22 protein-coding genes are annotated in these 25,061 nt (G+C 40.5%); 2 read left to right on the top strand and 20 right to left on the bottom strand.

From position 1 onward, the window contains the following. Positions 1 to 22: 22 nt before the first annotated feature. The 9 genes from B7717_RS03345 to B7717_RS03305 all read right to left on the bottom strand — a co-directional run bounded on the left by B7717_RS03345 (position 23) and on the right by B7717_RS03305 (position 7,465). Positions 23 to 802, bottom strand: coding sequence for a hypothetical protein (locus tag B7717_RS03345; protein ID WP_000800615.1), 780 nt, complete (start codon positions 800 to 802; stop codon positions 23 to 25). Positions 803 to 808: 6 nt separating this feature from the next. Beyond that, on the bottom strand, positions 809 to 1,957 hold the full coding sequence (wecB, locus tag B7717_RS03340) for a non-hydrolyzing UDP-N-acetylglucosamine 2-epimerase (RefSeq protein WP_000734436.1): 1,149 nt from the start codon (positions 1,955 to 1,957) through the stop codon (positions 809 to 811). A gap of 440 nt (positions 1,958 to 2,397) precedes the next feature. Then, positions 2,398 to 2,907, bottom strand: coding sequence for a GNAT family N-acetyltransferase (locus B7717_RS03335; RefSeq protein ID WP_000858591.1), 510 nt, complete (start codon positions 2,905 to 2,907; stop codon positions 2,398 to 2,400). A 208-nt stretch (positions 2,908 to 3,115) separates the two neighbouring features. Next, on the bottom strand, positions 3,116 to 3,355 hold the full coding sequence (gene rpsR, locus B7717_RS03330; RefSeq protein ID WP_000068664.1) for a 30S ribosomal protein S18: 240 nt from the start codon (positions 3,353 to 3,355) through the stop codon (positions 3,116 to 3,118). Positions 3,356 to 3,386: 31 nt separating this feature from the next. After that, positions 3,387 to 3,857: a single-stranded DNA-binding protein SsbA gene (gene ssbA / locus B7717_RS03325; protein WP_000609596.1), complete on the bottom strand. Its 471-nt coding sequence runs from the start codon at positions 3,855 to 3,857 to the stop codon at positions 3,387 to 3,389. Positions 3,858 to 3,868: 11 nt separating this feature from the next. Beyond that, positions 3,869 to 4,159 (bottom strand): 30S ribosomal protein S6, encoded by a 291-nt coding sequence (gene rpsF, locus B7717_RS03320; protein ID WP_001151782.1) that lies wholly within the window; start codon positions 4,157 to 4,159, stop codon positions 3,869 to 3,871. 148 nt (positions 4,160 to 4,307) lie between these two features. Further along, positions 4,308 to 5,651 (bottom strand): asparagine--tRNA ligase, encoded by a 1,344-nt coding sequence (asnS, locus tag B7717_RS03315; RefSeq protein ID WP_084944185.1) that lies wholly within the window; start codon positions 5,649 to 5,651, stop codon positions 4,308 to 4,310. 149 nt (positions 5,652 to 5,800) lie between these two features. Beyond that, a complete protein-coding gene (locus tag B7717_RS03310; RefSeq protein ID WP_084944184.1) occupies positions 5,801 to 6,979 on the bottom strand; it encodes a pyridoxal phosphate-dependent aminotransferase in 1,179 nt (392 codons plus the stop codon). Positions 6,980 to 6,988: 9 nt separating this feature from the next. Next, positions 6,989 to 7,465, bottom strand: a complete 477-nt coding sequence (locus B7717_RS03305) for a cell wall elongation regulator TseB-like domain-containing protein (protein WP_000776849.1) — start codon at positions 7,463 to 7,465, stop codon at positions 6,989 to 6,991. A gap of 118 nt (positions 7,466 to 7,583) precedes the next feature. Between B7717_RS03305 and B7717_RS03300 the strand changes: the two genes are divergently transcribed. Together B7717_RS03300 and B7717_RS03295 are read left to right on the top strand one after the other, a co-directional pair. After that, positions 7,584 to 8,030, top strand: a complete 447-nt coding sequence (locus tag B7717_RS03300; RefSeq protein ID WP_000816318.1) for a MarR family winged helix-turn-helix transcriptional regulator — start codon at positions 7,584 to 7,586, stop codon at positions 8,028 to 8,030. Between the two features lie 91 nt (positions 8,031 to 8,121). After that, positions 8,122 to 8,670 carry an NADPH-dependent FMN reductase gene (locus tag B7717_RS03295; RefSeq protein WP_000039644.1) on the top strand — a complete coding sequence of 183 codons (549 nt, stop codon included), beginning with the start codon at positions 8,122 to 8,124 and terminating at the stop codon, positions 8,668 to 8,670. 31 nt (positions 8,671 to 8,701) lie between these two features. Here the strand turns inward: B7717_RS03295 and yaaA are convergent, their stop codons facing one another. The 11 genes from yaaA to B7717_RS03235 all read right to left on the bottom strand — a co-directional run bounded on the left by yaaA (position 8,702) and on the right by B7717_RS03235 (position 25,050). After that, on the bottom strand, positions 8,702 to 9,430 hold the full coding sequence (yaaA, locus tag B7717_RS03290; RefSeq protein WP_084944183.1) for a peroxide stress protein YaaA: 729 nt from the start codon (positions 9,428 to 9,430) through the stop codon (positions 8,702 to 8,704). A gap of 79 nt (positions 9,431 to 9,509) precedes the next feature. After that, positions 9,510 to 9,641 carry a DUF3953 domain-containing protein gene (locus B7717_RS03285; protein WP_002874755.1) on the bottom strand — a complete coding sequence of 44 codons (132 nt, stop codon included), beginning with the start codon at positions 9,639 to 9,641 and terminating at the stop codon, positions 9,510 to 9,512. Between the two features lie 86 nt (positions 9,642 to 9,727). Continuing rightward, entirely contained in the window at positions 9,728 to 11,323 is a 1,596-nt protein-coding gene (locus B7717_RS03280; RefSeq protein WP_084944182.1) for a hypothetical protein, read from the bottom strand. Between the two features lie 11 nt (positions 11,324 to 11,334). Next, on the bottom strand, positions 11,335 to 11,745 hold the full coding sequence (locus tag B7717_RS03275) for a peptide deformylase (protein WP_000415395.1): 411 nt from the start codon (positions 11,743 to 11,745) through the stop codon (positions 11,335 to 11,337). 104 nt (positions 11,746 to 11,849) lie between these two features. Then, a complete protein-coding gene (locus B7717_RS03270; RefSeq protein WP_084944181.1) occupies positions 11,850 to 14,546 on the bottom strand; it encodes a cation-translocating P-type ATPase in 2,697 nt (898 codons plus the stop codon). Positions 14,547 to 15,110: 564 nt separating this feature from the next. Continuing rightward, positions 15,111 to 16,409: an ISLre2 family transposase gene (locus tag B7717_RS03260; protein WP_084944180.1), complete on the bottom strand. Its 1,299-nt coding sequence runs from the start codon at positions 16,407 to 16,409 to the stop codon at positions 15,111 to 15,113. 49 nt (positions 16,410 to 16,458) lie between these two features. After that, positions 16,459 to 18,093: a relaxase/mobilization nuclease domain-containing protein gene (locus tag B7717_RS03255; RefSeq protein WP_084944179.1), complete on the bottom strand. Its 1,635-nt coding sequence runs from the start codon at positions 18,091 to 18,093 to the stop codon at positions 16,459 to 16,461. Next, positions 18,087 to 18,479, bottom strand: coding sequence for a plasmid mobilization relaxosome protein MobC (gene mobC / locus B7717_RS03250; protein WP_192831369.1), 393 nt, complete (start codon positions 18,477 to 18,479; stop codon positions 18,087 to 18,089). The genes B7717_RS03255 and mobC overlap by 7 nt, the downstream gene beginning before the upstream one ends. A 229-nt stretch (positions 18,480 to 18,708) precedes the next feature. Then, positions 18,709 to 19,125, bottom strand: coding sequence for a hypothetical protein (locus B7717_RS03245; RefSeq protein ID WP_084917533.1), 417 nt, complete (start codon positions 19,123 to 19,125; stop codon positions 18,709 to 18,711). A 70-nt stretch (positions 19,126 to 19,195) separates the two neighbouring features. Then, on the bottom strand, positions 19,196 to 24,796 hold the full coding sequence (locus B7717_RS03240; protein ID WP_084944178.1) for a PBECR4 domain-containing protein: 5,601 nt from the start codon (positions 24,794 to 24,796) through the stop codon (positions 19,196 to 19,198). After that, positions 24,787 to 25,050: a hypothetical protein gene (locus B7717_RS03235; RefSeq protein ID WP_070683687.1), complete on the bottom strand. Its 264-nt coding sequence runs from the start codon at positions 25,048 to 25,050 to the stop codon at positions 24,787 to 24,789. Before B7717_RS03235 ends, B7717_RS03240 begins: the two co-directional genes overlap by 10 nt. Positions 25,051 to 25,061 lie beyond the last annotated feature (11 nt).

Genomic DNA, 25,061 nt, shown 5'->3' with positions numbered 1-25,061 from the left:
CGGTTAAAGTCATGTTCCCCTCCTAATATTCCACAATTACATCTGTCTCTAGTTGACGTTTGAGATGACTGGCGACATCCGCGTAGTCTTGGTATTTATCTTTATTATCAGAGTTAATCACCAAATAGCCTGTTTGGAACTGAATTCCTTGATTGCCATCTTCTCCATGAAAAACTAAACTGCTCAGTTTCTCCTGCAAACCATTCAAATAAAGTTCCTTCAAAGAATGTTGGCTTTTACTGGATAGAACGAGAAAATTACCATCCGAAACGTAATAGAGTTTATCATTGTAGCTCAATTCCTGAGCAATTACCTCTTGAATGCTACTGAGCATCTGGTTATGTTCTTTCGGTTTAATCTGGAAGAACAAATCTTCATGTGCCCAATGAATCAATAGAGATTGAACCGTAACATCACTTTGTTCAGTGACCATCGCTTGGTAATCTGCTCGCGCTTCGTCTTCCTGTTCTTGTACCTTTGAGGCCACCTTGAAGAAATAATAACGAACCTTAAGTAGAATCCCAATCAAAAGAGGAAAACTGATTAATAAAAAGACCAGTTGAATGATCGGGATATAAACCACACCCGCAACCAAAACGATAAGTCCAAAACCAAATGCTAAGATAAGGGTCCAAGTAAGCAAAAGGTCAGATAATACCAACACTGCAAACAAGGCTAAAGCTAAAAAAAAGATTTGTTCTAAAATGATTGCTCGAGCATACAAAAAACAAAGCACCAAAAGAATGACCTCACAAGCAAGCAAAGCCATAAGCCAGTTTTTAAATTGACTCCAATTTTTCATTTTATCTTATTTCCCCCCTTTGAATTCCGATACAGAAGTCGCTGCCCCAAAGTACTGTTGAATGGATTGTACGATTCGTTCAGAGGCTCTTCCATCTCCATAAGGATTTGGTGCCTGAGACATTTGTCTATAAAGAGTTTCATCTGTTAAGAGTGCTGCCATCGCTTCTTTCACACGTACTGGATCCGTACCAACTAGCTTCAAGGTTCCTGCACGAACACCTTCTGGACGTTCCGTTGTGTCACGAAGGACAAGGACAGGTTTGCCGAGAGAAGGCGCCTCTTCCTGAACACCTCCAGAGTCAGTCATGATAAAATAGCTTCTTGAAGCCAAATTATGAAAATCAAGTACATCTAAAGGCTCAATCAAGTGAATACGATCGTGACCAGCTAAGATATCGTTTGCTGCTTCTTGCACAGCAGGGCTAAGGTGAACAGGATAAACAACTTCAATTTCCTGATGAAGATCGACCATCTCACGTAAAGCTGCAAAGACATTTCTCATTGGTTGACCTTGATTCTCACGACGATGCATGGTTACTAATACAAGTTTCTTATCTGGATCCAATTGATCTAAAACTTCATGATAGTAATCCGATTGAACGGTTAGTTTCAAGGCATCAATGGCTGTATTTCCCGTAATGACAATAGCAGACTCAGGGTGATTTTCCTTGAGGAGATTTTCTTTACTCTCACTAGTTGGAGCAAAATAGAGATCCGCTAGGTTATCAGTCATCTGACGATTCATTTCTTCTGGGAAAGGAGAATACTTATCAAATGTCCTTAGGCCAGCTTCAACGTGGCCGATTCGTACCTGATTATAGAAAGCAACTAAACTTGCTGCAAAAGTTGTTGTTGTATCTCCATGAACAAGAATTATATCTGGAAGTTCTTGCTTAACAACTGGATCAAACTTTTCTAAAATTTTTCCAGTAATGTCTAAGAGGGATTGATTTTTCCCCATAATATCCAGGTCATAATGTGGCTCGATGCTAAACGTTTCAAGAACTTGATCAAGCATTTGACGGTGCTGAGCTGTCACAACTGTGATCGTCTCAATGCTGTCACTATGTTTTTGCAATTCTAACACTAAAGGGGCCATTTTAATAGCTTCTGGTCGTGTTCCAAAAACAACCATCACTTTCAGTTTCTTCATTACGCTATCCTTCTACTATAATAAAATTTGACACATCAGATTAATCTTTATATCGAATTATTGCGCAAATCAATTAATTTGATTATCTTAATTATTTTACCGTCAATTAATTTATATGTCAAATTTTTTCCAAATTATATTATTGCATTTAATTTAATTTTAACAATTTGTAACCTTTTTGTAACAATATTATTTACAACCTTTAAAAAGCCTTATTTTAGGAAATTTTAAGACTTTTCAAAAGAATCCGTATTTAAAAAAACTAAACCTTATATGTTTTTTTTGATATTTATTTTTATCTTGATAATTCAAACAATTATATTTTACCACTTTGAGGAATAAATCAAACAATTTCAAACAAAAAAATTCCTTTTTCGAATGAAAAAGGGACTGTGATTGTTGTTTACTATATTTAAAATTTAAACCTTATAAAATCTGTCTTAAAACAAATTTTTCGACAGATACAAGACCAATTCTCCGATATCTTCACAAACCGCATTCATGGCCGGTTGATGGTTCTGATACCAAACACCCGTCCCATCTGGAATATAGCCTCGTTTGATGTACAATCTCTGGGCAGGTCCATACCCTGAATGGAGCCCAACACCAAGGGTCACCTTATCCGATATGAGCCTAACTTGTTTTTCTGCTTCTTCCAGCAAGAGATTTCCAATACCTTGATTTTGAAAAGGTTCAAAGACATTAAAATCTGAGAGTTCTGGATAGATTTCTGCAAAAGGCCCCTGCTTAGCGCAGGACAAAATTGTGATATAACCCGCTAAAGCACCCTCAACCTCTGCAACTAAGACTTCTCTCTCCCCACTTTCTTGCTCCTTAAAGTATCGAGTTAAAATCTCCTCTCTACTTGGCCAACCTTGGCTGATAAATCCTCGAGATAGTTCTTGTATGTCAGATTCTTGCATTTTTCTAATTGAACATGTCGTCTTCATAAGCTGCTCCTTTATAGCTTTCTCCTACCATTATAGCACGATAATAAAGATTAAAAGAAAAAATCTAGTAAGACAAAAGAATCTTACTATGTTAACAGGAAACCTTTCTAACAAAGTCCCATAAAAATCTGAAAAAGAGGTCCACTCAGACCGAACTCACCTTCTTATTTCCATGCTCGTGAAAAAAAGACCCGTAAGGGTCTTTTCTTTAATCTTCGTTTACGAAAGGCATCAAAGCCATTACGCGAGCGCGTTTGATAGCTGTTGTTACTTTACGTTGGTTTTTAGCTGAAGTTCCTGTTACACGACGAGGAAGGATTTTCCCACGTTCTGAAACGAAACGGCTAAGAAGCTCAGTATCTTTGTAATCAACATATTCAATTTTGTTTGCTGCGATGTAATCAACTTTTTTACGGCGTTTGAATCCGCCACGACGTTGTTGAGCCATGTTTTTTCTCCTTTATAGTATTAATTGTCCATTAGAATGGTAAATCATCATCTGAAATGTCCAATGGATTGGTTGCTCCAAAGGGATTTTCAGAACGTGAAAAGTCTGGTACTGGATTTGCAGGTGCTGATTGACCAGCAGTTGGTGCAGAATAAGCTCCACCTGTATGTCCTTCACGCACTCCGCGGCTTTCCAACATTTGGAAATTCTCAGCCACGACTTCTGTTACGTAGACACGTTGTCCTTGCTGGTTATCGTAACTACGAGTCTGGATACGGCCTGTGATCCCGATAAGAGAGCCTTTCTTAGCCCAGTTAGCAAGATTTTCAGCCTGTTGGCGCCACATAACGACATTGATGAAATCAGCCTCACGTTCGCCATTTTGACTCTTAAATGTACGGTTTACTGCAAGAGTAAAAGTCGCAACTGCTACATTTGATGGGGTATAACGTAACTCAGCGTCACGTGTCATACGCCCTACAAGTACAACATTGTTAATCATAATTTACCTTCTTACGCGTCAAGTTTGACGATCATGTGACGAAGAATGTCAGCGTTGATTTTTGAAAGACGGTCAAACTCTTTAAGAGCTGCGTCGTCGTTTGCTTCAACGTTAACGATGTGGTAAAGTCCTTCACGGAAATCTTGGATTTCGTATGCAAGACGACGTTTTTCCCATGATTTTGATTCAACAACAGTTGCACCGTTGTCAGTCAAGATAGAGTCAAAACGTGCTACCAAAGCGTTTTTCGCTTCTTCTTCAATGTTTGGACGAATGATATAAAGAATTTCGTATTTAGCCATTGATATGTTCCTCCTTTTGGTCTAATGACCCCTAGTCTTTGCAAGGGGTAAGTGAGGTTTGCTCACAATAAACTATTATACTAGAAAAACTGATAGATAGCAAGATAAAAGTGAAAAAAGAAGATGAAATCATCTTCTTTTTACTAGTTTATGGTTTGATACGATGCAACATACGTGGGAATGGAATCGCTTCTCGGATGTGTTTTGTACCAGCTGCGAAAGTTACCATACGCTCGATCCCGATACCAAATCCACCGTGTGGTACAGTACCGTATTTACGAAGGTCAAGGTAGAATTCGTACTCTGTACGATCCATACCAAGTTCTTCCATCTTAGCGACAAGGGCATCATAGTCTTCCTCACGCATAGAACCACCGATGATTTCTCCATACCCTTCTGGTGCGAGCAAGTCTGCACAAAGCACGCGCTCTGGATTTCCAGGAACTGGTTTCATGTAGAAGGCTTTGATAGCTGCTGGGTAGTTGATAACGAAGGTTGGTACACCAAAGTGGTTTGAAATCCACGTTTCGTGTGGTGAACCAAAGTCATCTCCATGTTCCAAATGCTCGTAGTCAGCATCTTCATCGTTTTCATGCTCTTGCAAAAGGTCAATGGCTTGATCGTAAGTGATGCGTTTGAATGGCTCTGCAATGTAGCGTTTCAAAAGCTCTGTATCACGTTCCAAAGTTTCCAAGGCTTGAGGAGCACGGTCGAGAACACCTTGAAGAAGGGCTTTGACATAAGCTTCTTGCAAGTCAAGTGATTCATCGTGTGTCAAGTAGGAGTACTCTGCATCCATCATCCAGAACTCAGTCAAGTGACGGCGAGTCTTAGATTTCTCCGCACGGAATACTGGTCCAAAGTCAAAGACACGACCAAGGGCCATAGCACCCGCTTCAAGATAAAGCTGACCTGACTGGCTCAAGTAGGCTGGAGTCCCAAAGTAGTCTGTTTCAAAGAGTTCTGTTGAATCTTCTGCTGCATTTCCTGAAAGGATTGGGCTATCAAACTTCATGAAGCCGTTCTTGTCGAAGAACTCATAAGTTGCATAGATAATAGCGTTACGGATTTGCATGACCGCTACTTGCTTACGAGAACGGAGCCACAAGTGACGGTTGTCCATCAAGAAGTCTGTTCCGTGTTCTTTTGGAGTGATTGGGTAGTCTTGAGATTCACCGATCACTTCGATGTCTGTGATATCGAGCTCATAGCCAAACTTAGAACGCTCATCTTCTTTGACAATTCCTGTCACATAAACAGAAGTCTCTTGGCTCAAGTGTTTGATCGTTTCAAATTTTTCAAGACCAACTTCTTCGCCGAATTTTTTAATAAAGTTTGGTTTGAAGGCTACTCCTTGGAAAAAGGCTGTTCCATCACGCAATTGCAAGAAGGCAATTTTTCCTTTTCCTGATTTGTTGGCAACCCAGGCCCCAATGGTCACTTCTTGACCAACGTAGTCTTTTACTTCGATAATTGTTACACGTTTTGTCATGTTTTATCTTCCTTTTCTTTAACTTGTCCGAAGACGTCATTACTCATTATTTTACCACAAATAGACTCTGATAGCTAGGTTCGACTAGAGAAAATTCGCGAGATTTTCGTTACAAAAAATCTTCGCCAAAAAGGCGAAGATTCTAAGTTTTATTTTTCCATAAATTGATGCAAGCGACGAATAGCTTCTTTCAAGGTGTCCAAGTCAGTGGCATAACTGAGACGAACATTTTCTGGCGCCCCAAATCCTGCTCCTGTAATCAAAGCCAGACCGACTTCCTCAAGAATAGCTGTTGTAAAGTCCGTCACATCGGTATAGCCCTTCATCTCCATCGCTTTTTTTACATTTGGGAAAAGATAGAAGGCTCCTTGGGGCTTGACAACTTCAAATCCTGGCACTTGGCACAAAAGAGGATAGATGGTATTCAACCGTTCCTCAAATGCTTGGCGCATGGTTTCGACAGAGTCTTGTGGCCCAGTTAGGGCTTCAATGGTAGCATATTGTGATACAGCAGTCAGGTTTGAGGTTGTTTGTCCTGTTAGCTTGCTCATGGCAGCAATAATTTCAGGATTTCCCACAGCATAACCTACCCGCCAACCAGTCATGGCATAGGCCTTAGATACACCGTTAATCACGATGGTTTGCTTGCGAATGGCTTCTGACAGACTAGAAATTGGAACAAATTCGTTCCCGTTATAAACCAAACGACCATAAATATCATCTGCTAAGATAAGGACATCATGCGCAACAGCCCAATTTCCGATAGCCAAGAGTTCCTCACGAGAGTAAATCATACCGGTCGGATTCGATGGTGAATTGAGAACTAAGATCTTGGTCTTATCTGTTCGCGCTGCTTCTAGCTGCTCTACTGTTACTTTAAAGTGATTGTCTTCCTTTGCCTGGACAAAGACTGGCACTCCTTCTGCCATTTTGACCTGGTCTCCATAGCTGACCCAGTATGGTGTAGGAATAATGACCTCATCACCTGGATTGACCACAGCCATAAAGAAGGTGTAGAGAGAGAACTTAGCACCAGTGGCAAAGGTAACCTCGTTAGCCGCTACGGAATACCCATAGTAGCGTTCAAAATAGGTATTAACCGCCGCTTTTAACTCTGGTAGGCCTGAAGCAACTGTATAGAAGGAAGCACGTCCATCTCGAATCGCTCCTACCGCTGCCTCCTGAATGTTTTCAGGAGTATGAAAATCAGGCTGTCCCAAGGTTAAGAAAAGAACATCTTTTCCCTGAGCTTTTAATGCTTTGGCTCTTGCATCACTGGCTAGAGTGACGCTTTCTTCCATTTCTAGTACACGTTTGGATAGTTTCATATGCCCTCCTTATTGGATCACTGCTCCTGTTTCAAAGTCAACCAGATAGTACTGGTTTCCTGACTTAACTTCCCAAATCGGCTTATCCTGATAACGACCAAAAGTAATCTTGTCAATGTCGCTAGCTCCTTTTTCCCTCGAAATCGTCACTGCCTTGTCTTGAGAAATCCCCTTATCAAGCTGATAAACATAAATCTTGTGGTCATTCTTTTCAATCAGTACGGCAATGGCCTCTTGCTTTTTATTATGTCCCAGAACACTGTAATAGCCCTCTAGACCATTGTAGAAATCAACCTGATCTGCCTTTTCCAATTCTGCATACTGCTTGGCCAGTTTTTCTCCCTCAAGTCTAGCATCTTGATAGGGTTTCATGCTGAGTGATATCAGATAAAGGAATGAAGTCGTCATGACTAGTACTACCAGAGCAATGCCGATTCCATATTGTATAAGTAGCTTGTTTTTTGCTTTTTTCTGTCTTAGTTTCACTCGTCTATTTTACCATCTCTCCTTCTTTATTACAAGTGAAGACGGGAACATTCTAAGATTCTTTTCCTATAAAATGTAAGTTCTTGTTTTTCTCTCTCATTATTGATAAAATAGCCTTATGAAACAATATTTGAAAGAGAAAATTTCCGATAATCAATTAGACTTAAAAACAGCTATCGTCCTCAATAAAGCCATACGAACTTTTAAACCTTATGAAGCCAAAGCTGCTAAAGAACACGGGCTAACACCCACCCAATTTTCAGTTTTGGAAACCCTCTATAGCAAGGGGGAACTACGCATTCAGGATTTGATTGAAAAAATGTTAGCCACTTCTGGAAACATGACTGTCGTCATTCGAAATATGGTTCGAGATGGGTGGATTTCTAGAACTTGCGACCCCAAGGATCGTCGATCCTTTTTCCTGAAATTAACACCTGCAGGACGCAGAAAAATCGAAGAGGTTCTTCCTGACCATATCGATTCTATCGTAGAAGCACTCAGCATCTTGGAAGATGGCGAAAAGGAAGACTTAATCCGCATTTTAAAAAAATTTAAAAATTTGTGAGCAAAATTATTGCTAATTAGTATCATTTGTTGTAACATAGATGGTAACAAAAGAGTTCGCTCTTTAAATTTTTTACTAAAGGAGACACATCATGTCTAAAAAAGTATTATTTATCGTCGGTTCACTACGCCAAGGTTCTTTCAACCACCAAATGGCCCTCGAAGCTGAAAAAGCACTTGCTGGTAAAGTAGAAGTTAGCTATCTTGATTACTCAGCTGTTCCTCTCTTCAGCCAAGATTTGGAAGTTCCAACTCATCCAGCTGTAGCTGCTGCTCGTGAAGCAGTCCTTGCTGCGGATGCTATCTGGATCTTCTCTCCAGTCTACAACTTCTCTATCCCTGGAACCGTGAAAAACTTGCTTGACTGGCTCTCTCGTGCCCTTGACTTGTCTGATACACGTGGCGTTTCTGCCCTCCAAGACAAGTTTGTTACTGTCTCATCTGTAGCCAATGCCGGTCACGATCAACTCTTTGCTATTTACAAAGACCTCTTGCCATTTATCCGTACACAAGTCGTTGGTGACTTTACAGCTGCTCGTGTCAATGACTCTGCTTGGGCAGACGGAAAATTGGTGTTAGAAGAAGCAACTGCTTCATCACTTGCAAAACAAGCTGACGACCTTCTTGCAGCCATCAACTAATCCAGCAAAAACCAGCTCGAATGAGCTGGTTTTATGCTTGTTTAACAAAGACGAGTTCTAAATCATTTGATAAATCAGGTCGGTAGTCAAAGCCTGCAAAACTGAGCTTGCGAGCTTGTTCGACTGTATGGATTTGCCCCTCTATCAAGGCGGTCAAAAAGGCACCACGGGCTTTTTTTGAAATGGTTGAGTGGATTTTCAACTGGCCTGCCTTGTCCTCCATAAATTTGAAGGTCACCATCTTTTCTCTAATTTCCTTCGAAAATACGGTTTCAAACTCTGATGATAGGAGTGAGAATATCAAGTCCTCGTCCTGAAGTGCCTCATCATAGGCTGATTTCCAATGAGTCTTTAGGGTTTTTCTAGCCACTTTTAACTTCATCAAGAAGTCCAAACGGTGAGGAGCCATGGGAAATAAGGCAGGGACAACACCGTATAAAGCCGAGGTAATCAGGACATGATTTTCAAGATAGGTTTGTTCAGCCTCGGTTAACCCATCTCGTTTGATGTGGCGATACATGAGACCGTCAAAGAGTTTCAAGGCTGGATAATGCTTAGCCCTTCGATCTTTTAGAGCTTGAATATGGCTGTACTCTTCTTCTGCTTTCTCGGCAGATACCTTATAAAAAGTCTCTAATTCACTAGCTGAGTAGTGCGCCAGTGAGTCAAGAACTGCCTGACTTTCTTCCCTCAAGGGAAGCGCTTCGATACAAGGATGGTTTGTGTTCATTTCTTTTGCTGTTGGGATTAAAATTTTCATATTGTTAGTGTAGCATATTTTTCAATCACGACCAAGAATTTCATCTTAAAAACCTCGGTTCACACCGAGGTTTCTCTGTTTATTTTGGCCATCCTAACCAGATAGCCACGAGAACAAGGGCTGTGCCAGCTAAGCTTGTTAAGATAGATAAGAATTTATCTTTTTTCTCCTTGAACTGAGAAAACCTATTTTTATACTCAATGAAAATCAAAGAGCAAACTAGGAAGCTAGCCGCAGGCAGTACTTGAGTACGGCAAGGCGACGCTGACGTAGTTTGAATTTGATTTTTGAAGAGTATTATTGTACTTTAAAGGTCTTGAGATAATTATCTTTTCCAACTTGACCTTCAAAGGATTGGCCATTTTCAAGGTAAGGAAGGTCATCTGATACGGAAGCCTTGACCTTATAAATCTTCCCATCAACTTTAAAGAAGTAGACGGTATCCCCCTTGATGACAGCTGATTTAAGATCTGAAACCACTCCCTTGATGTTTTCTACCGTTTCATTATCCAGGTCGAGGTCATTTTTATTGGCATACTTGCTGAGGAGTTCATCTACCGTAGTTGCTACGATGACATTTTGATACTCCACGGCATCGACCAATGCATACTCCTTGACCAAGCCTGCGTTATCTTTCAAGCCCATGATATAAAGAGGCTTGTCATTGAGATTGACAAGAATAGGGAAGGTAGCCTTGTAGGCCTTCTCTTGCACTGCTCCCTCTGCAGAAGCACGGGCTGATTCTTCGGTTGCTGATGCTAGATTGTACTTGGTGATTTCACCAGTGCGCATATTTTCAAGGATAAATCCTAGATTACTTTCGTCAGCGTTGGCTGAAGTCACCCCAGTGTAGAGATAAATGTCATTTCCGATAGAAAGATAGTTATAGCCTTCTGTCGTTTGGGTAACGTTTTTCTTAGAAATCAAGGCATTCCAGAAGCCGTCTTTATACTTACCGTTGTAGTTGATTTGTTCGATGGTTTCTTCTGCTGGATAGACACGATCCACCCATTCTGGGACTTCATCCAAGCTGTATTCCTTGGTTTCTCCATTGGTGGCGTCTAAGATAATAACAGACGAAGGACGAGGGACTCCTAGACCAAACTGTTTTTGATAAACGGTTGCTACATAGTAAGGATTGCCTTCATCATCCACCTCAAAGGAAGGCGTTTTAAAAATCTTGGTTGGGTACTTGATCCGAAGATGACGTTTGACGTCTCGGTTAAAATACTCAGAGTCTGAATACTTCATTGGCGTTTTTAAATCCACCAATTCCGCATTTCCTGTCACCATATCAACCTTGATATACTCGCCAATTCCCTTGGACTGATTATTAAACCATTTGATCGGGTCGGCATACTCCAAAGGTGTAACCCGATAGGGCTTGCCATCAACCGTCAACTGGGTATAAGTATCTGCTGCTACGTACTGGGAGACCTTATCCGTCAGAGAGCCTAGATAACGGTCTCCAATCTTTTCGGCGGTACTCCGATCTAGGATTGGAACCTTGCTGGTATCACTCTTGGGAAAATCTTTAAAATCTTTTTCTGTGATAGATACCACATTAGCATAATTTTTTGCTTGGAAAAAGCTAGAGGTTACCAGGCTTACCAGACCAGCAAGGGCAAAGATGATACCTGCAGCCAGAAACAATCCTCTACTAAGTTTGGTAAAAAGGAATCCTTCTAGATTGAGATCTTTGGTAGCCTTGCCATGGCGTAGGTGAACAGTTTTGAGGAGATTGGTATCCTTGCGGAAACTAAACAAAATCCCCATCACCACCAAATGCCCACAGAGAAAGAAGATGAATTCCCAACTAGTCAGATTGAAGGGTGGTAAAAAGATATACCAAGTCGTTGCGATAAAAACAAGTTCAAATAGTATGCGTTTCATCTGAATTCCTCCTAAATAATCCGTCCTTCCAAATGATCCAGTTCATGTTGGCATATCTGAGCTGGAAAGCCTGTTAACGTAATGGTCTGTTCCTGCCACTTGCTATCGCGATAGGAAACCGTAATCGTTTCATAACGAGTCGTCGTTCGAACCCCAGTCAAAGACAAACAACCTTCCTCTGTCTCGTAAGGTCCTTTATAGGAAAGGAGAATGGGGTTAAACATAACCATGGGAACTAGACCAAGATTAAAGATAATCACGCGCTTCTGCACACCAATCATATTAGCCGCCAGACCGACACAGGTCTCTCGATTAGCCAGCAGGGTATCCTGCAAATCCTTAGCCAGATAAAGGTCTTCTTGACTTGCAGCTTTCGAGACCTGCGACAAGAATAAGACATCTCGGACAATTCTCTTTTCCATTCTCTTACGCTCCTTACAACTTTACTTTATTATAGCACAAAAGGGGGCAACTTCTAGTCCTTTCCCTCAAATGCAAAAAAAGCCATCCGAAGATGACTTTCTTTTTAAATCGCGTTCTTATCAAGACCAAGTTTACGTTGAACAAACTTGACGATTTCGACGATGATAATCATTGAGAAGCTTCCAGCTAGAACAATGGCCCATTGTGACAAGTCTAGTTTGGTTACGTGGAAGATTCCTTCAAGCGGTTCTACAACGATGGTCGCCATCAGAAGGATGAAGGATACCAAGATGGACCAGTTAAAGGTCTTAGACTTGAATGGGCCAACTGTCAAGATGGATTGGTAAACAGACTTGACGTTGTAGGCATGGAATAGTTGAATCAAACCAAGGGTTGCAAAGGCCATAGTAAGGGCATCCGCATGAATGGCATGATTGTCACCCACATGAACTGGGTAAGCAATTGCAAGTCCATAAACACTCATAACAATAGCTGCTTGGAGTACACCTTGATAGATGATAGAACTCAAAACACCACCTGAGAAGAAGCTTGACTTACGTCCACGAGGTTTGTGGGTCATAACACCTGGCTCAGCAGGTTCAACACCAAGAGCGATAGCTGGGAAGGTATCGGTTACCAAGTTGATCCACAAAAGATGAACTGGCTGCAAGACGTCCCAACCAAACAAGGTTGATAAGAAGATAGTTAATACTTCAGCAGTATTGGCAGAAAGTAAGTACTGAATAGTCTTTTGAATGTTTGAGAAGACCTTGCGTCCTTCTTCAACTGCGACGATAATGGTCGCAAAGTTATCATCTGCAAGAATCATGTCAGAAGCCCCCTTAGAAACCTCTGTACCAGTGATTCCCATACCGATACCGATATCGGCTGTTTTCAGAGCTGGCGCATCATTAACACCGTCACCTGTCATAGCAACAACCTTACCTTGTTTTTGCCAAGCCTTGACGATACGAACCTTGTGTTCTGGAGATACACGCGCGTAGACAGAGTATTGACCAACGACTTTTTCAAATTCTTCATCAGAAAGTTCGTTGAGTTCAGCACCAGTCAAGACATGGTCTTCCGAGTCATTTTCATCGATGATTCCCAAACGTTTGGCAATGGCTTCCGCTGTATCTTGGTGGTCACCAGTGATCATGATTGGACGGATTCCCGCTTCCTTAGCGACACGAACAGCTTCTGCTGCTTCGGCACGTTCAGGGTCAATCATTCCAATCAATCCAGTAAAGATCAAGTTGTTTTCAAGCTCTTCAGAAGTCAGGTTTTCTGGAATGCTGTCTACAATCTTATAAGCACCCGCAAGAACACGCAAGGCTTGGTGAGCCATTTCAGAGTTGTTTGTGTGAATTAAGTCATTAACTTTCTCATCAATCGGAGCAACATCTCCAGCCTTATCACGAGCAACACAACGTTTCAAAAGTTGGTCAGGGGCTCCCTTGACTGCTACGAGGAATTTACCATCTGGTAATGGATGAACCGTTGACATGAGTTTACGATCTGAGTCAAACGGCAATTCAGCTACACGAGGATATTTCTCTAAGAACCCTTTAACATCGTAACCCTTGTCCAAGGCATACTGGATGAAGGCTGTTTCCGTTGGATCCCCGATCAGGTTTCCTTCAGCATCAATCTTGGTATCGTTGGCCAAGACAACTGAACGAAGTAGTGGCATGTCCAAGCCAAGTTCAATATCATCAGCTGAGTCATGTAGGACTGCGTCATAGAAGACTTTCTCGACTGTCATCTTGTTCATGGTAAGCGTACCAGTCTTATCAGAAGCGATGATTTCTGTTGAACCAAGTGTTTCGACTGCTGGCAACTTACGAACGATAGAGTTTCGTTTGGCCAAAACTTGAGTACCAAGGGCAAGAACGATGGTCACGATAGCAGGTAGTCCTTCTGGAATGGCTGCAACAGCAAGCGCAACAGAGGTCATCAACTCACCAAGTGGATTTTTACCTTGAATGAAGACTCCAACTACAAAAGTAACAAGGGCAATGACCAAAATTGCATAGGTCAAAACCTTAGAAAGGTTGTTCAAGTTTTGTTTGAGTGGCGTATCTGTCTCATCAGCATCTTGGAGCATGCCAGCGATATGACCCACTTCAGTATACATACCTGTATTGACAACAACACCAAGACCACGACCATAAGTCACGTTTGAGTTTTGGAAGGCCATATTGACACGGTCACCAATACCAGCATCTGCAGCGAGCTCGACTGTCAAGTCTTTTTCAACTGGAACAGACTCACCTGTTAGAGCTGCTTCTTCGATTTTAAGAGAATTAGCTTCTAGCAAACGTAGGTCTGCTGGCACTACATCACCAGCTTCGAGAGCTACGATATCACCTGGCACCAATTCTTTGGAATCAATCTCAGCCATGTGTCCATCACGAATAACGCGAGCAGCTGGACTCGACATAGACTTGAGGGCTTCGATGGCTTCTTCTGCTTTTCCTTCTTGGTAAACACCAAAGGCAGCGTTGATGATAACCACGGCAAGGATAATGATGGCATCTGCGATATCTTCCCCACCAGAAGTTACGACTGACAAGATAGCCGCTGCTACTAGGATGATAATCATCAAATCCTTAAATTGCTCGATAAACTTGACTAGGAGAGATTTTTTCTCACCCTCTTCCAGTTCATTGCGTCCATATTCAGCTAGGCGTTTCTGCGCTTCGCTTGACGAAAGACCTTGCTCAGTAGCTTCAACCGACTTCAAGACCTCTTCAGGACTTTGAGTATAAAACGCTTGGCGTTTTTGTTCTTTTGACATGTGTCTCCTCCTTGACATTGTGTGCAAAACAAGTTCTCTTTTAGTTTTATGACAAACAAAAAGAGACCTGTTAATCATAACAAGTCTCGCTGTTTAAGATAGCGCCGGAAAAAATACTTTGCAGTATAAAATTCGGAATGACGACACTATCACAGGTTTCTGCCAGCTACTCCCTTGAGTAGTACTATTATATCAAAATTTGAAAAGTTTTCAAGGGTTAAAATCAGATGCTTTGTGTCTAAATTTTTGGGAATAATCAAATATCCTTATAACTCAATAAGAAAGCGAGATTTTTCAGACAAAAAAACTGGAAAAAGTTTCTCACTTTACCCCAGCCCTTGACTATATTGCACTATTTATGCTACAATATTGTTTGACTGATTAAGCAAAGTGTGTGTTTGTCTTAATCGGTGGTGTAGGAGTTGCTGCTTCTACACCTTTTTCGTTTTTATTTACTCTATTATTGTAACACATATTAGGCAAAAAAGCAACTGTTTTGTCTAAAAAACATGGCAAAAAGACCTCTAAAATTGCATTTTTTAGAGGATTTTCTTTACCTTTTCCTTACTTTCGCTTACGCCCTCGTTTTCGTATAACGGCTCCATGGGGACGGTGGTCAACAAGAAATCCTGCTCCTAAACGGCTCGCCCTATACTCCTCATACTCATTCCGCCAATCCCCGAAAAACAATTCGTATAGCTGATCTATTCGTTCAAGGAGTATCATCCTAGCCATAGTACAAGCTCCTTCAATAGACCAATACATCCCTCGATGTTTCATACGGTAGGTGACCTTTCTGTGTTGACTCTCCATTACCCCAATACCATGAGAGGACAAGCCTCGATGTTTAGGTGGTCTGGTATCCCCAAAATTTCTCAATAATTTTTTACGGAAATTGTAAAAGCTATCAAAAGCCTCCTGACTTTCTATAAGAGACTCTACTGTATCTAGTACGGTCTGAAGAAGGCTTCTCTGATGTGTCTGGATAGCCTTAAAAGCCAGATCAAGCAGTGAAGATGGGTACGGCTTCAGGAATCTTTTTAATTCTTCATTGACATGATAAGCATCCCAGAAATGCTCATGACGTTTAATCCGTAGAGCTTTCTTGATTTCTTGAAATACTCTTCGAGTATATCCTATACCATTATCCGAGTTAGTGATAAGAAGAGTTCGATCAGTGATTTCAAAATGATTGTAGAGATAGTCTATCAATTCTTCCTTTGCTTGCTCATGGCTTGTATGGATAATTTCATGCTTATTCTCGAGTACATACCGATTTTTTCCAATCTTCTTCGCTCCCGTATGAATCAGAAAATGGGCTAAGTCTGTATTGTGTCGTTCATCATTGCTTGATGTTGTCTTGACGAGCACACCATCTCCCTCCAGGTAGATTTTATCTGCCTGGATTTTTTTCGGTTGCTCATCACCTCTAAAAAGCCGATAGCGTTCCCTCTCTGAAAAGAGTCTACCTGCCATTTTTACAGACTTCAAAACAGCGTCCTTTGTTATCTCCAGGCGATAAGCCATCTTAACTGTTCGACAAACTTCACGATAGGATAAAACAGAAGCGTGTTTTGCCATGTGAAAAATCAACTCTGGAGAATAACGCATATACTTTTCTAAACCTAGCCACTCATCTACAGGATAACAGCTTTTCTTTCCCTTTCGCCAGCGATTCCTAGAAAAGGTCATCTCTCCAAATGTGAAGACAACTGTCCTCTCAGTACTGTCTATTCGTTTATACCCTTTCAGTCTCATGGAGGGAGCTATCTGCTCGTCATAATCTCTTACTCGCTTCAGGAATTGCTGCTCACGTTTGCGATCTAGTTCTGCTACAAATTCTTTTTCATCAAATCTAAACATACTCTCTATTGTACTGAAATCATGACTAGATTGAAAACATCAGAAACTTTTACAAGGTTTTTTCATCTTCAAAATGTCGGTCAACTTTCTCTTCACGACTACGCACATGCTCCTTAATATCTCTATAATCTGTGTAATGTTTTAGAGTATCATCAAAGAACTCTTGTAAGGCTCCTTTTTCAATTTGGAATTGTTTGATCAGTTGACTGACATCTTCCAGTCCCATATCTTTTGGAACTCCTAAATCATCCAATAGTTGTACCGCCGCAAGACTATTTTCTGGAGATTGCTGGATGGCTAAAAGTGCTCCTTCAATTTTATGATAACGTCCAAGTCGATCATCTAGCTGTCTTAATTCCTCCTGAGTAGCCTCTATCTTTTCATTAAAGCGCTCCTCCAAATGTTGAAATTGTGCTCCATCTGTCACGCCGTGCTCGACTAAGAAATTATATTCCTTAATCAGTTCACGCATAGAGGAAATTTGAGCGTTTTTAGTTACGAGTGTTTCGCCATTTTGTTTGGCTAATTGTCTTGCGACAGTCAAGCCCATCATGTACCGATTTTTTTGTGATTGATCTGGATTGAGAAAATAAAAATAGTCTTTCTCTTTGATATAGATCGTGTAATTTCCATCCTCATTTTTATCAACTTTATGAGAAGGTATTAAAATGGTACCACTATTTAAAGCTCCCATATCCATCTGTACGTAAATGCCTTGCTTGCTTTCTTGTTCGACTTGCCAGGATTCCACTTCCAATTTCAATTCAAAATCATTTGCCGTCTTTTCTTTTGATTCTTGATATTGTTCTTTCAATTCCTCCACATCAAAAACTAACTGATTCTTAGAAATTCTCTCTTTTATTTTTTCAAGAGAATAAAGTCCTTTCTTTGATAATGTATCATCTCGGACATTTCTTTGTTGGGGCTGATCAAGCAATTTATACTTCACAAATTTACCAGAGAAATCGATCTGAAGATCAAGCGCAGCTGCCTTTTGTTTGAAATCTTCTAACGACAAAGAGTGCTTCAGAAGAAAATCCAGACGCTCCTTAATTTCAAACCGATAATTATTTTGTCTCCGCCAAGCAGAATACTTTGTATAAGAATTTTTCATAGTAGGCTCAATAATTTTAGCTCCATAACGTGCCGCATGTTTGTCTGATATTGCCCTCAAATTTTTCAAAGTTTTCTTTTCCCAACGAAATTTTTTAAGCGTTGAGATATTGGTTGTATTGAGTATGATATGATTATGAAGATGATCTTTATCCGTGTGTGTTGCGATCACAAACTCATAATTCCCTCCCGTCAATTCTAACATCGTTTGACGGCCAATTTCATGAACTTGCTCAGGAGTCAAGTTATCATCTGGAGAAAAAGACTGGATAATGTGATGGGCCAATACTTGTTTTCCTGAAGATAATTCTTTCAAGTCGTCATCTCCTTTTTTAAAGGCTGCAGCCAATTTTGTCATGACCATTTCTTCATCCGCTACGCTAAAATCAGAGATCCCATTGCCAGATACTAACTTCATTTGAAGTTCACCATCATGATAGACAAGAGGAAAATCAAGATCACTTTCTGCAGTTCCTGATACAAGAGTTTTCGCTTCATTCAGAATATAGCGTACAGCTATTTTTAAATTGGAAGGAGTTTTAATTTGTTTGGGTGTTTTGATTACTACCATTCGTCATACGTCCTTATAGTTTTCACTTTTCGTTCCTGTAAACTTTTCTTCTCCGCACTAGAAAGTTTGACCGCTACCATCTCTTTCAACTCAGATAGATAGCCAATGACTTGCGCCACTTCCTCTGGCGTAACCCCTTGGTTTTCGTTAGCATGTTTAGCAATTTGGTTGATGTTCGTTCCCACTCGATTGATGGCAACTCGAAGGTCTTTCAATTCAGAAAAATCAATTTGCACCACCTTTCCTTGCACCAATTGATTCTTCGCATAGTATTGAAAAGATGGAACTCCCATTTGGGCCATCGCCGTTTTAATTTGACGATCTTCTTCTGGTGTTAGTCGTATCAATTTTTGTATATAGCGTTTCCTATTTTCTCGTTTCTGCATTATTCTTTCTCCTCTTTCTCTCAGATTTTCTGGTATTTTCTGGGCAGGCATCAACCCCTGACTTCCTTGTGGCAAGCGTAGCAAATGGATATCCATTTGCGAAATTTAAAAAAATCAGAGAAGGAGAACCATGCGGTTTTCCTTCTTGATTTTCTCAGTTTTGGGGAAATCCCCAAGCCCCTAGTCTTAACTTTTTAGAGTCCTTCTCTTCTCTTTTTTGATTGGTCTTTTAGTGAAACCAGCCAAAAATATTTTTAAGTATAGACGATTTTTGAGGGACGTTCTCTTCCGCTTTTTCTTTTTTACCTTGTAGCTTTTCAGCTAAGTCAGAAAGTTGTTCTTCAATTAAAGGTTGGAAGTTAGTCCTCCCCGCTCCAATCTTTGTTAGGATGATTCTTTCAGTAACTGCAGACTGAAACTCTTCATCTGTTATTGATTTTAGAAGCTTAATATTTTCTTCTTCCCACTCCAAAAGGGCTGGATCTCCCTCAGGAAGTTGGGCACGTTCTTCCTCTAATTGCTCCAGAACTTTTTGGCGAGTCAAGTCCCTAGCATTTGAAGCTATCCCTAAAATCTTGTCTCCATCCATGATTGGAATAAAGTCTGAAAGGATGATAATCAGTTGTTCTTCTTGTTCATTGGTCATGAGTTTTGTCCTCCTTGATGATGATTTGTTTTTAATTTGACCTTGGGTTTATTTGGGGTGTCCCGTTCGGTCATTTCGAGAAACCCTTCTCTTTTTTTGCTTGTGCATCACGTTTCAACTCCTGCTTGTGATCTTCTACAGCTTGCTGAGTCTGACCTTTAAACTTCTCTAGTTTTTGTTCAAAACTGCGCTGCGTTTGTTTCTCCTGACTCAATCTTAATTGTTCCAATGCTTGATCCATCCGAACCATTAAACTTTTAGCTTCTTGTTGGACAATATCCAACTGTGCTTCTAAATCAGCAAGTGTCTCTTTATCTGCAGACCACCCAGATAGATAGTTAAAGGAATACTCTGACGTATCAATACCGTAGTATGAAGAAACAACATAAGCAACACTTTCAGCCTGGAGTTCAGCTGTGCTTCTAGTCAGATTTTCCTTCTGAGGATTGTCTGCATGATGCAACTCTGCATGAGCCATTTCATGTAAGAAAGTTTTAATAATTTGAGCCTTATTCATCTCATTACTACGTAAAACAATTTGATTCTCTGGGACAGAATAATATCCATGTTTATTATTTTCCATCTCTTCAAATCGAACCGGTACATCATTTTCTTTTGCAATGGCCATCAGAGCACGATAAAGATTTGCATAGTCCAAATCAGTCAGCTGCTCTTTCACTTCTGCAGCTTTTGGCATCTCTTTTCCTTCTGTCTGACTAACATCAAAAACTGGTACCAAACCAAAGAATGTAACTGTTTCTGGTTTCCCATTTTTATCCAATATTGGTTGGTTATTCTCATCCTTTTTGATCTTCGTCATAGGTTTAAAAATACGTAAAGCCTTCTCACCTTTTTTCACATAGCGACCAAAGTTTTCTTTCCACTGTTTGAAAGAAGCTACTTGCCTTGCTTCAGGATTTTGTGCAAGAATTAAGCGCAAGTTGCGATTAGAATAATTATTTAGTTGGCTCATTTTCGTTAGATAGTCTTTGTACTTATCTGAATCCAGGAACTCCTTAATACCTTCTTTAAGATGACGACTTAATCCTGCCATATCTTTATTTTGAATAAAATCTGCGACTGCAAGACTGCCAGCTGCTAAAACAACTTCATCCGCTTGTAGACTTTCCTCGCCCTCTGGTTTAGAACCTGGTTTCGATCTAAAATCATACGGATTCGTTCCCTGAAGCAACTCCTCCTCATCAGAAACACCATCAGCATCCGCATCATGTTCCAACTCCTGCTTGTTGTAGCTTTGTTCTTCTAGTTTGATTTCTTCCTCTTGTGATTTCTCAAATTCTTCTCGGACTGCGGAGATCGTTTGTTCAACTTTTTCTGATAAACCTTTGATTTCTTTTTGCCATTTTTCAATAAGGGCCAATTGTTCCATAGGTGAGTCTTTGACTCCCAACTTCTCAAACCAAGCAGATAGATTTTCGACCTCAACACTATCCATTCCATCAAAAGAGATAAATCCAAGGCGACCATCATGACTACTATCTGTAAATCCAATTGGACTATTTTCCAAATCTCCAAATGGGAGTTGGGATAGAAGTTGATCTGCGTAAAGAGTATCTTCTAAAGCGTAACTGAACTGAGAAATATCTAACTCACTCGCCAATCTCTCCAGATGATACGGAGTGAATATGGCCCCATCTATCTTCATCAATTCTGGGTACTCTCTCATTTCTCGTGTTCCAAGTCTTTCTTTGTGAGCGATGGGGTTAATCTCCTCACCGATATTGTAACGGATGCTATCCTGGATCAGTTCACCATCAGGAGCGTAGATACTAAACTGAATCTTAGTTGGAGAGATGTAGCCTTCTGGGTGACCACTAGTCACTTGTTTTAGCCCTTCCTGATGTAACTGATAGAAGCTCTGGTTGGCCTTGTATAGCTCTCTAGCAAATTCTTGATACGAAATCAGCTCTGTTTCTTTAAAGGGCAATTTAGGCCCATCTGGGCGCTCCTCAGCCATTTGAAGGCGTACATGGTAGTTCTCCTTATAGATATGATCTTGTTCCCATTCTTTATAAAAATCTGAATTTGTATCTAGGAGATGATCTTCACCCGCTGCAGCAACAATCTGATCAAATTTATCATTATGCTGCTTCGCATAGTCAAGATACTGATTCCAGGCTTGATGAAATTCTTCTGGAGTTTTTGAGATGTCACCTGGCACACCTAAATTATAGACAGTATCTAAGACTTGAGTAAACATAACCGCATCAAGTAGGGGGCTATTCAGTGTGTTCTCAGGAGTTGATTGTTCAATTTCTTTAGAAACTTCTTCAAACTGCTTATTCTTCAAGACTGATAGCATTTCTGCGCCTTTGTCTTTAACATACTCCTCATTGATTGAAAGTTGCTCGATGTGACCACCTCGCTCTCTATAAACACCAAGAATGATCTTTTCATCCAACGATTTAACATTAGTTGCAAGCTCTCCCTTGAGTTTCATAAGAGAGGCTGGAATTTTTTCATCTCCGATATCTTTAAAAAGTAGTAAGAAATCTTCATCTTTTGCTTTAATAGCTTCACTCATATTGAGATTGTGAAGCTTTTCAACACTGCTCAAATCATCTAAAACAAAAGAATGTGGATCTAAAATATCACGCAACATAGGAAGAACCTGCAATTTATCCTTAATTGCATTACTAATCAACATACCGTCATAATGCCCCTGACCATTTGCAATATCATCTAGGAAATTTGCCGCTCCCTTTCCCTCTTCAAAAGGTCTAATCCCTGAAAGATGGATAAAGTTATCCTTTTGAAAAGTCACCTGAAGCACATTCTCCTCTCCATGATCCGCATAAACAAAGCTGATCTTACTGTCAGCCATTTCACTTAAATACCAGGACGCTGTACTTTGAATGGAGGGCGCATATTGGTTCAAACGTCTTAAATCGGCAGGTGTGATTGGGTGATAATTCCCCACTCGCCGTTGCACTTTATCATAATTTGTGCTAAAATGAAGGTACGGATAGGATGATGTCGGGTGACTGGTAACAGTTTGCTCAAAGGTGCTTGTTTCAAGTACAGGTGTGGGACTGCCTTCAGCTTCGAGCTGTAAAGACCCCGTGCCACCACTGGTCCTATCAATCAAGCGCTCCTGACTTTGTTCAGGGGCTTTTTCTATGTACTCCAGTATTTGTGCATCTAAACGATCAATTTCTTTTCTGATAGACGTCGTACTATCCGCAAAATAAGCATCCCTTTCCAATCTAGTACGTTTTGCGAATAACTTTTCTAAATCAGTCGTTATAAATCGTGACATTTCTTTTTCAAATTGCCATGCCTGTAGTTCATAGTTAATGCCTAAATCTTCCCGAATTTTTTCTGCTAATTCATCTTTCCATTTTCCATGTAATTCCCAAACTAGCTCTAATGGATTATTAAAGGATTTTTCATTTTCTACCGATACAGCTGATAAATCAACTGATGACTGTTGATTCTGGGTTCTCAAGGCATCATTCCAGTCTGTCTTCTCCTGACTTTGTTCAGGGGCTTTTTCTATGTACTCCAGTATTTGTGCATCTAAACGATCAATTTCTTTTCTGATAGACGTCGTACTATCCGCAAAATAAGCATCCCTTTCCAATCTAGTACGTTTTGCGAATAACTTGTCTAAATCAGTCGTTATAAATCGTGACATTTCTTTTTCAAATTGCCATGCCTGTAGTTCATAGTTAATGCCTAAATCTTCCCGAATTTTTTCTGCTAATTCGTCTTCCCATTTACTATGCAATTCCCAAACTAGCTCTATAGATTCTTGATTATCTGGAGTTTGTTTTTCTTCAACCGTCTTATCTATACTAGTCGGATCAATGACGACTGTTTTTTTATTTTCTATCGAAAATGTGAGATTGTCCCAATTTTTTTCTAACCACCCTGCTTCGTCTTGATTTTTTTCAATAGGCTCTGGTTGTGGTGAGATTGATTTTTCCTGATTTGAGGGCGTTAATCCTACATTTTCTTGCCTTTGTTTGGCAAGTAATTCATCCACCTTCAGTCTTTCCTCATCTGTTTTCGGATGATACTTGGTTTGTGAAGATAATTGAAACTTTCCTTCCTCAGTCAACTCCAGAGCAACTCTTCGTAAGCCTTTTACAAAATACGTATTTGGTTGTTTTTGCCACTGATTCACTAAGCCCTCATCAATTAAGGCTTGAGTTGCTGGCTGAATGCTCGTTTTACCCATTTGTTCAGATATAGCCTCAAGTCTAGTCAACTCTTCTTGATAGCGTTTGAGAGTAGCTTTGGTAAAGAACGACTCCCCACGCTTAGCTTTTTCTAACTCTTCACGGATTCTAGGTATATTTTGAACACTCATCTCCAGACCACTTCCCTGACGATTCAACCCCATTTCTTTCAAATGTTGTTGGTGCTCCAGGTGCTCTACTCGCTCTTCTTGTTTCCTAATCTCATCCATCTTTGAGAAGACTTGACCTTCTATTTGTTCTTGCTTACGCATAAAGCTAGCACCGCCTCGCTTATCATTCATGGGTTGCCCATTTGTTTGTGCTTGGTGGGAATAAACTCTTGAAATAGCCTCGTCTTGTTCACCCCTTAGTCTTTCCAATTTTCGACGTGCCTGGGCAAGACGACTGTTGTCTGGTGCGTCTTTCTCCAGTTGTTTTTCCTGCTTCAGGATCTCATTCCAGTCTGTCTTCTCCTGGCCTTCACGTTGTGGTGGTCTTGCATCGATAACTGGGATTTTTTTCTCCCGTAGTTTGGTAATAAAGTCTGTACCTGCTTTATCACGATCAACTGCCAGCGTGATGAGATCATCGTATTTGTGATCTTGGAAAAGTGTGGATGTTTCCGCTGCAACAGATAAAAAGTTAGAGGTACGTGTTAGTTCACTAGACTTGGTATAATCCCTTTCATCCATCGTGAGTTCCCCTCGCTCCTGCAGAATTTCAAGAACATAGTGAGACAGAACTCCCTCTTTTAATCCTTCCATCGCAACTAGTCGAACATCGTTTAATTCGCCCTTATGAAGCTCATAATAGCTCATAAGGTCAATTGGTGCCTCTGTCACAATTAAACGCTTAGGAGAGCCTATAGAAACGTTTAAGCCACTAATAGATTCTGATTGATACATGATTTGTTTCAAGTATCCTTTGCCAGGATGACGTTCTTGATCAGGAACAAGTCCCTGGAGGCTCGCACCTACCAGTTGCTGATTTCTGTCCAAGTATTTAAAAACCAAGACATCTTCTATAACACCATCTTTATCCTTACGTTTAGCTTGGGCTAATACTCCCTTTTCCAGGAAGAAGTCGATTGTATCATCAGAGAGACCTCTAATCTCCTTGAGATAGGATCTCGCCTCCACAAATCGTTGTTCGTAAGGGGCTAGTGTATAATTGAAAGGTTGACGTTCTTCCTCTACTGGTTTTGCTTCAGGAAAGGAACCTGTCTCTAAGAATACCATGGCTTCCTTATAGCTGACATTTCGCATTTCTTGGACAAGGTTGATGGTGTCCCCATACTTATCGGCTTGTGAATACCAATGCCAGGTATTCTTCACAGTATCAATCTTAAACGAGTCATGCTCAGCCCAATAATACTCTCGATGTGACTTTCGCTTCATCTCCATCCCAAGGCTACGAGCTACTTCTAAAATATCCAGCGATTTTGCCTGTGCTTTTGTTAAAGGCATACTCTTTCCTCCTCTACTAATTCCTTAAATAAAAGATATCCTTCAGGAGTTGCATCTAGTTCACTAACAACTATTGGATCTTCCTGACTCGTTGTCACAAAAAGATGAGGAGCTAATTGATAGAAAGTCTCCTCATCTGCCTGTTTGAATAGCTGCCAAATAGCATAACGTTCTGTGGCTAAATTTTCTAGCTTTAATGCTAGAACCTGCGAGATACTCTCCAGGTATCCTAATTGTGTTTTAGGTGTTTCCATCCTACTATCCT

This window comes from Streptococcus oralis subsp. oralis (assembly GCF_002096495.1).
In the GTDB taxonomy this organism is placed as follows: Bacteria; Bacillota; Bacilli; order Lactobacillales; family Streptococcaceae; genus Streptococcus; species Streptococcus oralis_CU.
This window is presented reverse-complemented; position numbering and strand designations above follow the sequence as displayed.

Coding starts and splice junctions, on each gene's coding strand:
- B7717_RS03345 (WP_000800615.1), bottom strand. CDS start 802: ATGAAAAATTGGAGTCAATTTAAAAACTGGCTTATGGCTTTGCTTGCT.
- wecB (WP_000734436.1), bottom strand. CDS start 1,957: ATGAAGAAACTGAAAGTGATGGTTGTTTTTGGAACACGACCAGAAGCT.
- B7717_RS03335 (WP_000858591.1), bottom strand. CDS start 2,907: ATGAAGACGACATGTTCAATTAGAAAAATGCAAGAATCTGACATACAA.
- rpsR (WP_000068664.1), bottom strand. CDS start 3,355: ATGGCTCAACAACGTCGTGGCGGATTCAAACGCCGTAAAAAAGTTGAT.
- ssbA (WP_000609596.1), bottom strand. CDS start 3,857: ATGATTAACAATGTTGTACTTGTAGGGCGTATGACACGTGACGCTGAG.
- rpsF (WP_001151782.1), bottom strand. CDS start 4,159: ATGGCTAAATACGAAATTCTTTATATCATTCGTCCAAACATTGAAGAA.
- asnS (WP_084944185.1), bottom strand. CDS start 5,651: ATGACAAAACGTGTAACAATTATCGAAGTAAAAGACTACGTTGGTCAA.
- B7717_RS03310 (WP_084944184.1), bottom strand. CDS start 6,979: ATGAAACTATCCAAACGTGTACTAGAAATGGAAGAAAGCGTCACTCTA.
- B7717_RS03300 (WP_000816318.1), top strand. CDS start 7,584: ATGAAACAATATTTGAAAGAGAAAATTTCCGATAATCAATTAGACTTA.
- B7717_RS03295 (WP_000039644.1), top strand. CDS start 8,122: ATGTCTAAAAAAGTATTATTTATCGTCGGTTCACTACGCCAAGGTTCT.
- yaaA (WP_084944183.1), bottom strand. CDS start 9,430: ATGAAAATTTTAATCCCAACAGCAAAAGAAATGAACACAAACCATCCT.
- B7717_RS03280 (WP_084944182.1), bottom strand. CDS start 11,323: ATGAAACGCATACTATTTGAACTTGTTTTTATCGCAACGACTTGGTAT.
- B7717_RS03275 (WP_000415395.1), bottom strand. CDS start 11,745: ATGGAAAAGAGAATTGTCCGAGATGTCTTATTCTTGTCGCAGGTCTCG.
- B7717_RS03270 (WP_084944181.1), bottom strand. CDS start 14,546: ATGTCAAAAGAACAAAAACGCCAAGCGTTTTATACTCAAAGTCCTGAA.
- B7717_RS03260 (WP_084944180.1), bottom strand. CDS start 16,409: ATGTTTAGATTTGATGAAAAAGAATTTGTAGCAGAACTAGATCGCAAA.
- B7717_RS03255 (WP_084944179.1), bottom strand. CDS start 18,093: ATGGTAGTAATCAAAACACCCAAACAAATTAAAACTCCTTCCAATTTA.
- mobC (WP_192831369.1), bottom strand. CDS start 18,479: ATGCAGAAACGAGAAAATAGGAAACGCTATATACAAAAATTGATACGA.
- B7717_RS03245 (WP_084917533.1), bottom strand. CDS start 19,125: ATGACCAATGAACAAGAAGAACAACTGATTATCATCCTTTCAGACTTT.
- B7717_RS03240 (WP_084944178.1), bottom strand. CDS start 24,796: ATGCCTTTAACAAAAGCACAGGCAAAATCGCTGGATATTTTAGAAGTA.
- B7717_RS03235 (WP_070683687.1), bottom strand. CDS start 25,050: ATGGAAACACCTAAAACACAATTAGGATACCTGGAGAGTATCTCGCAG.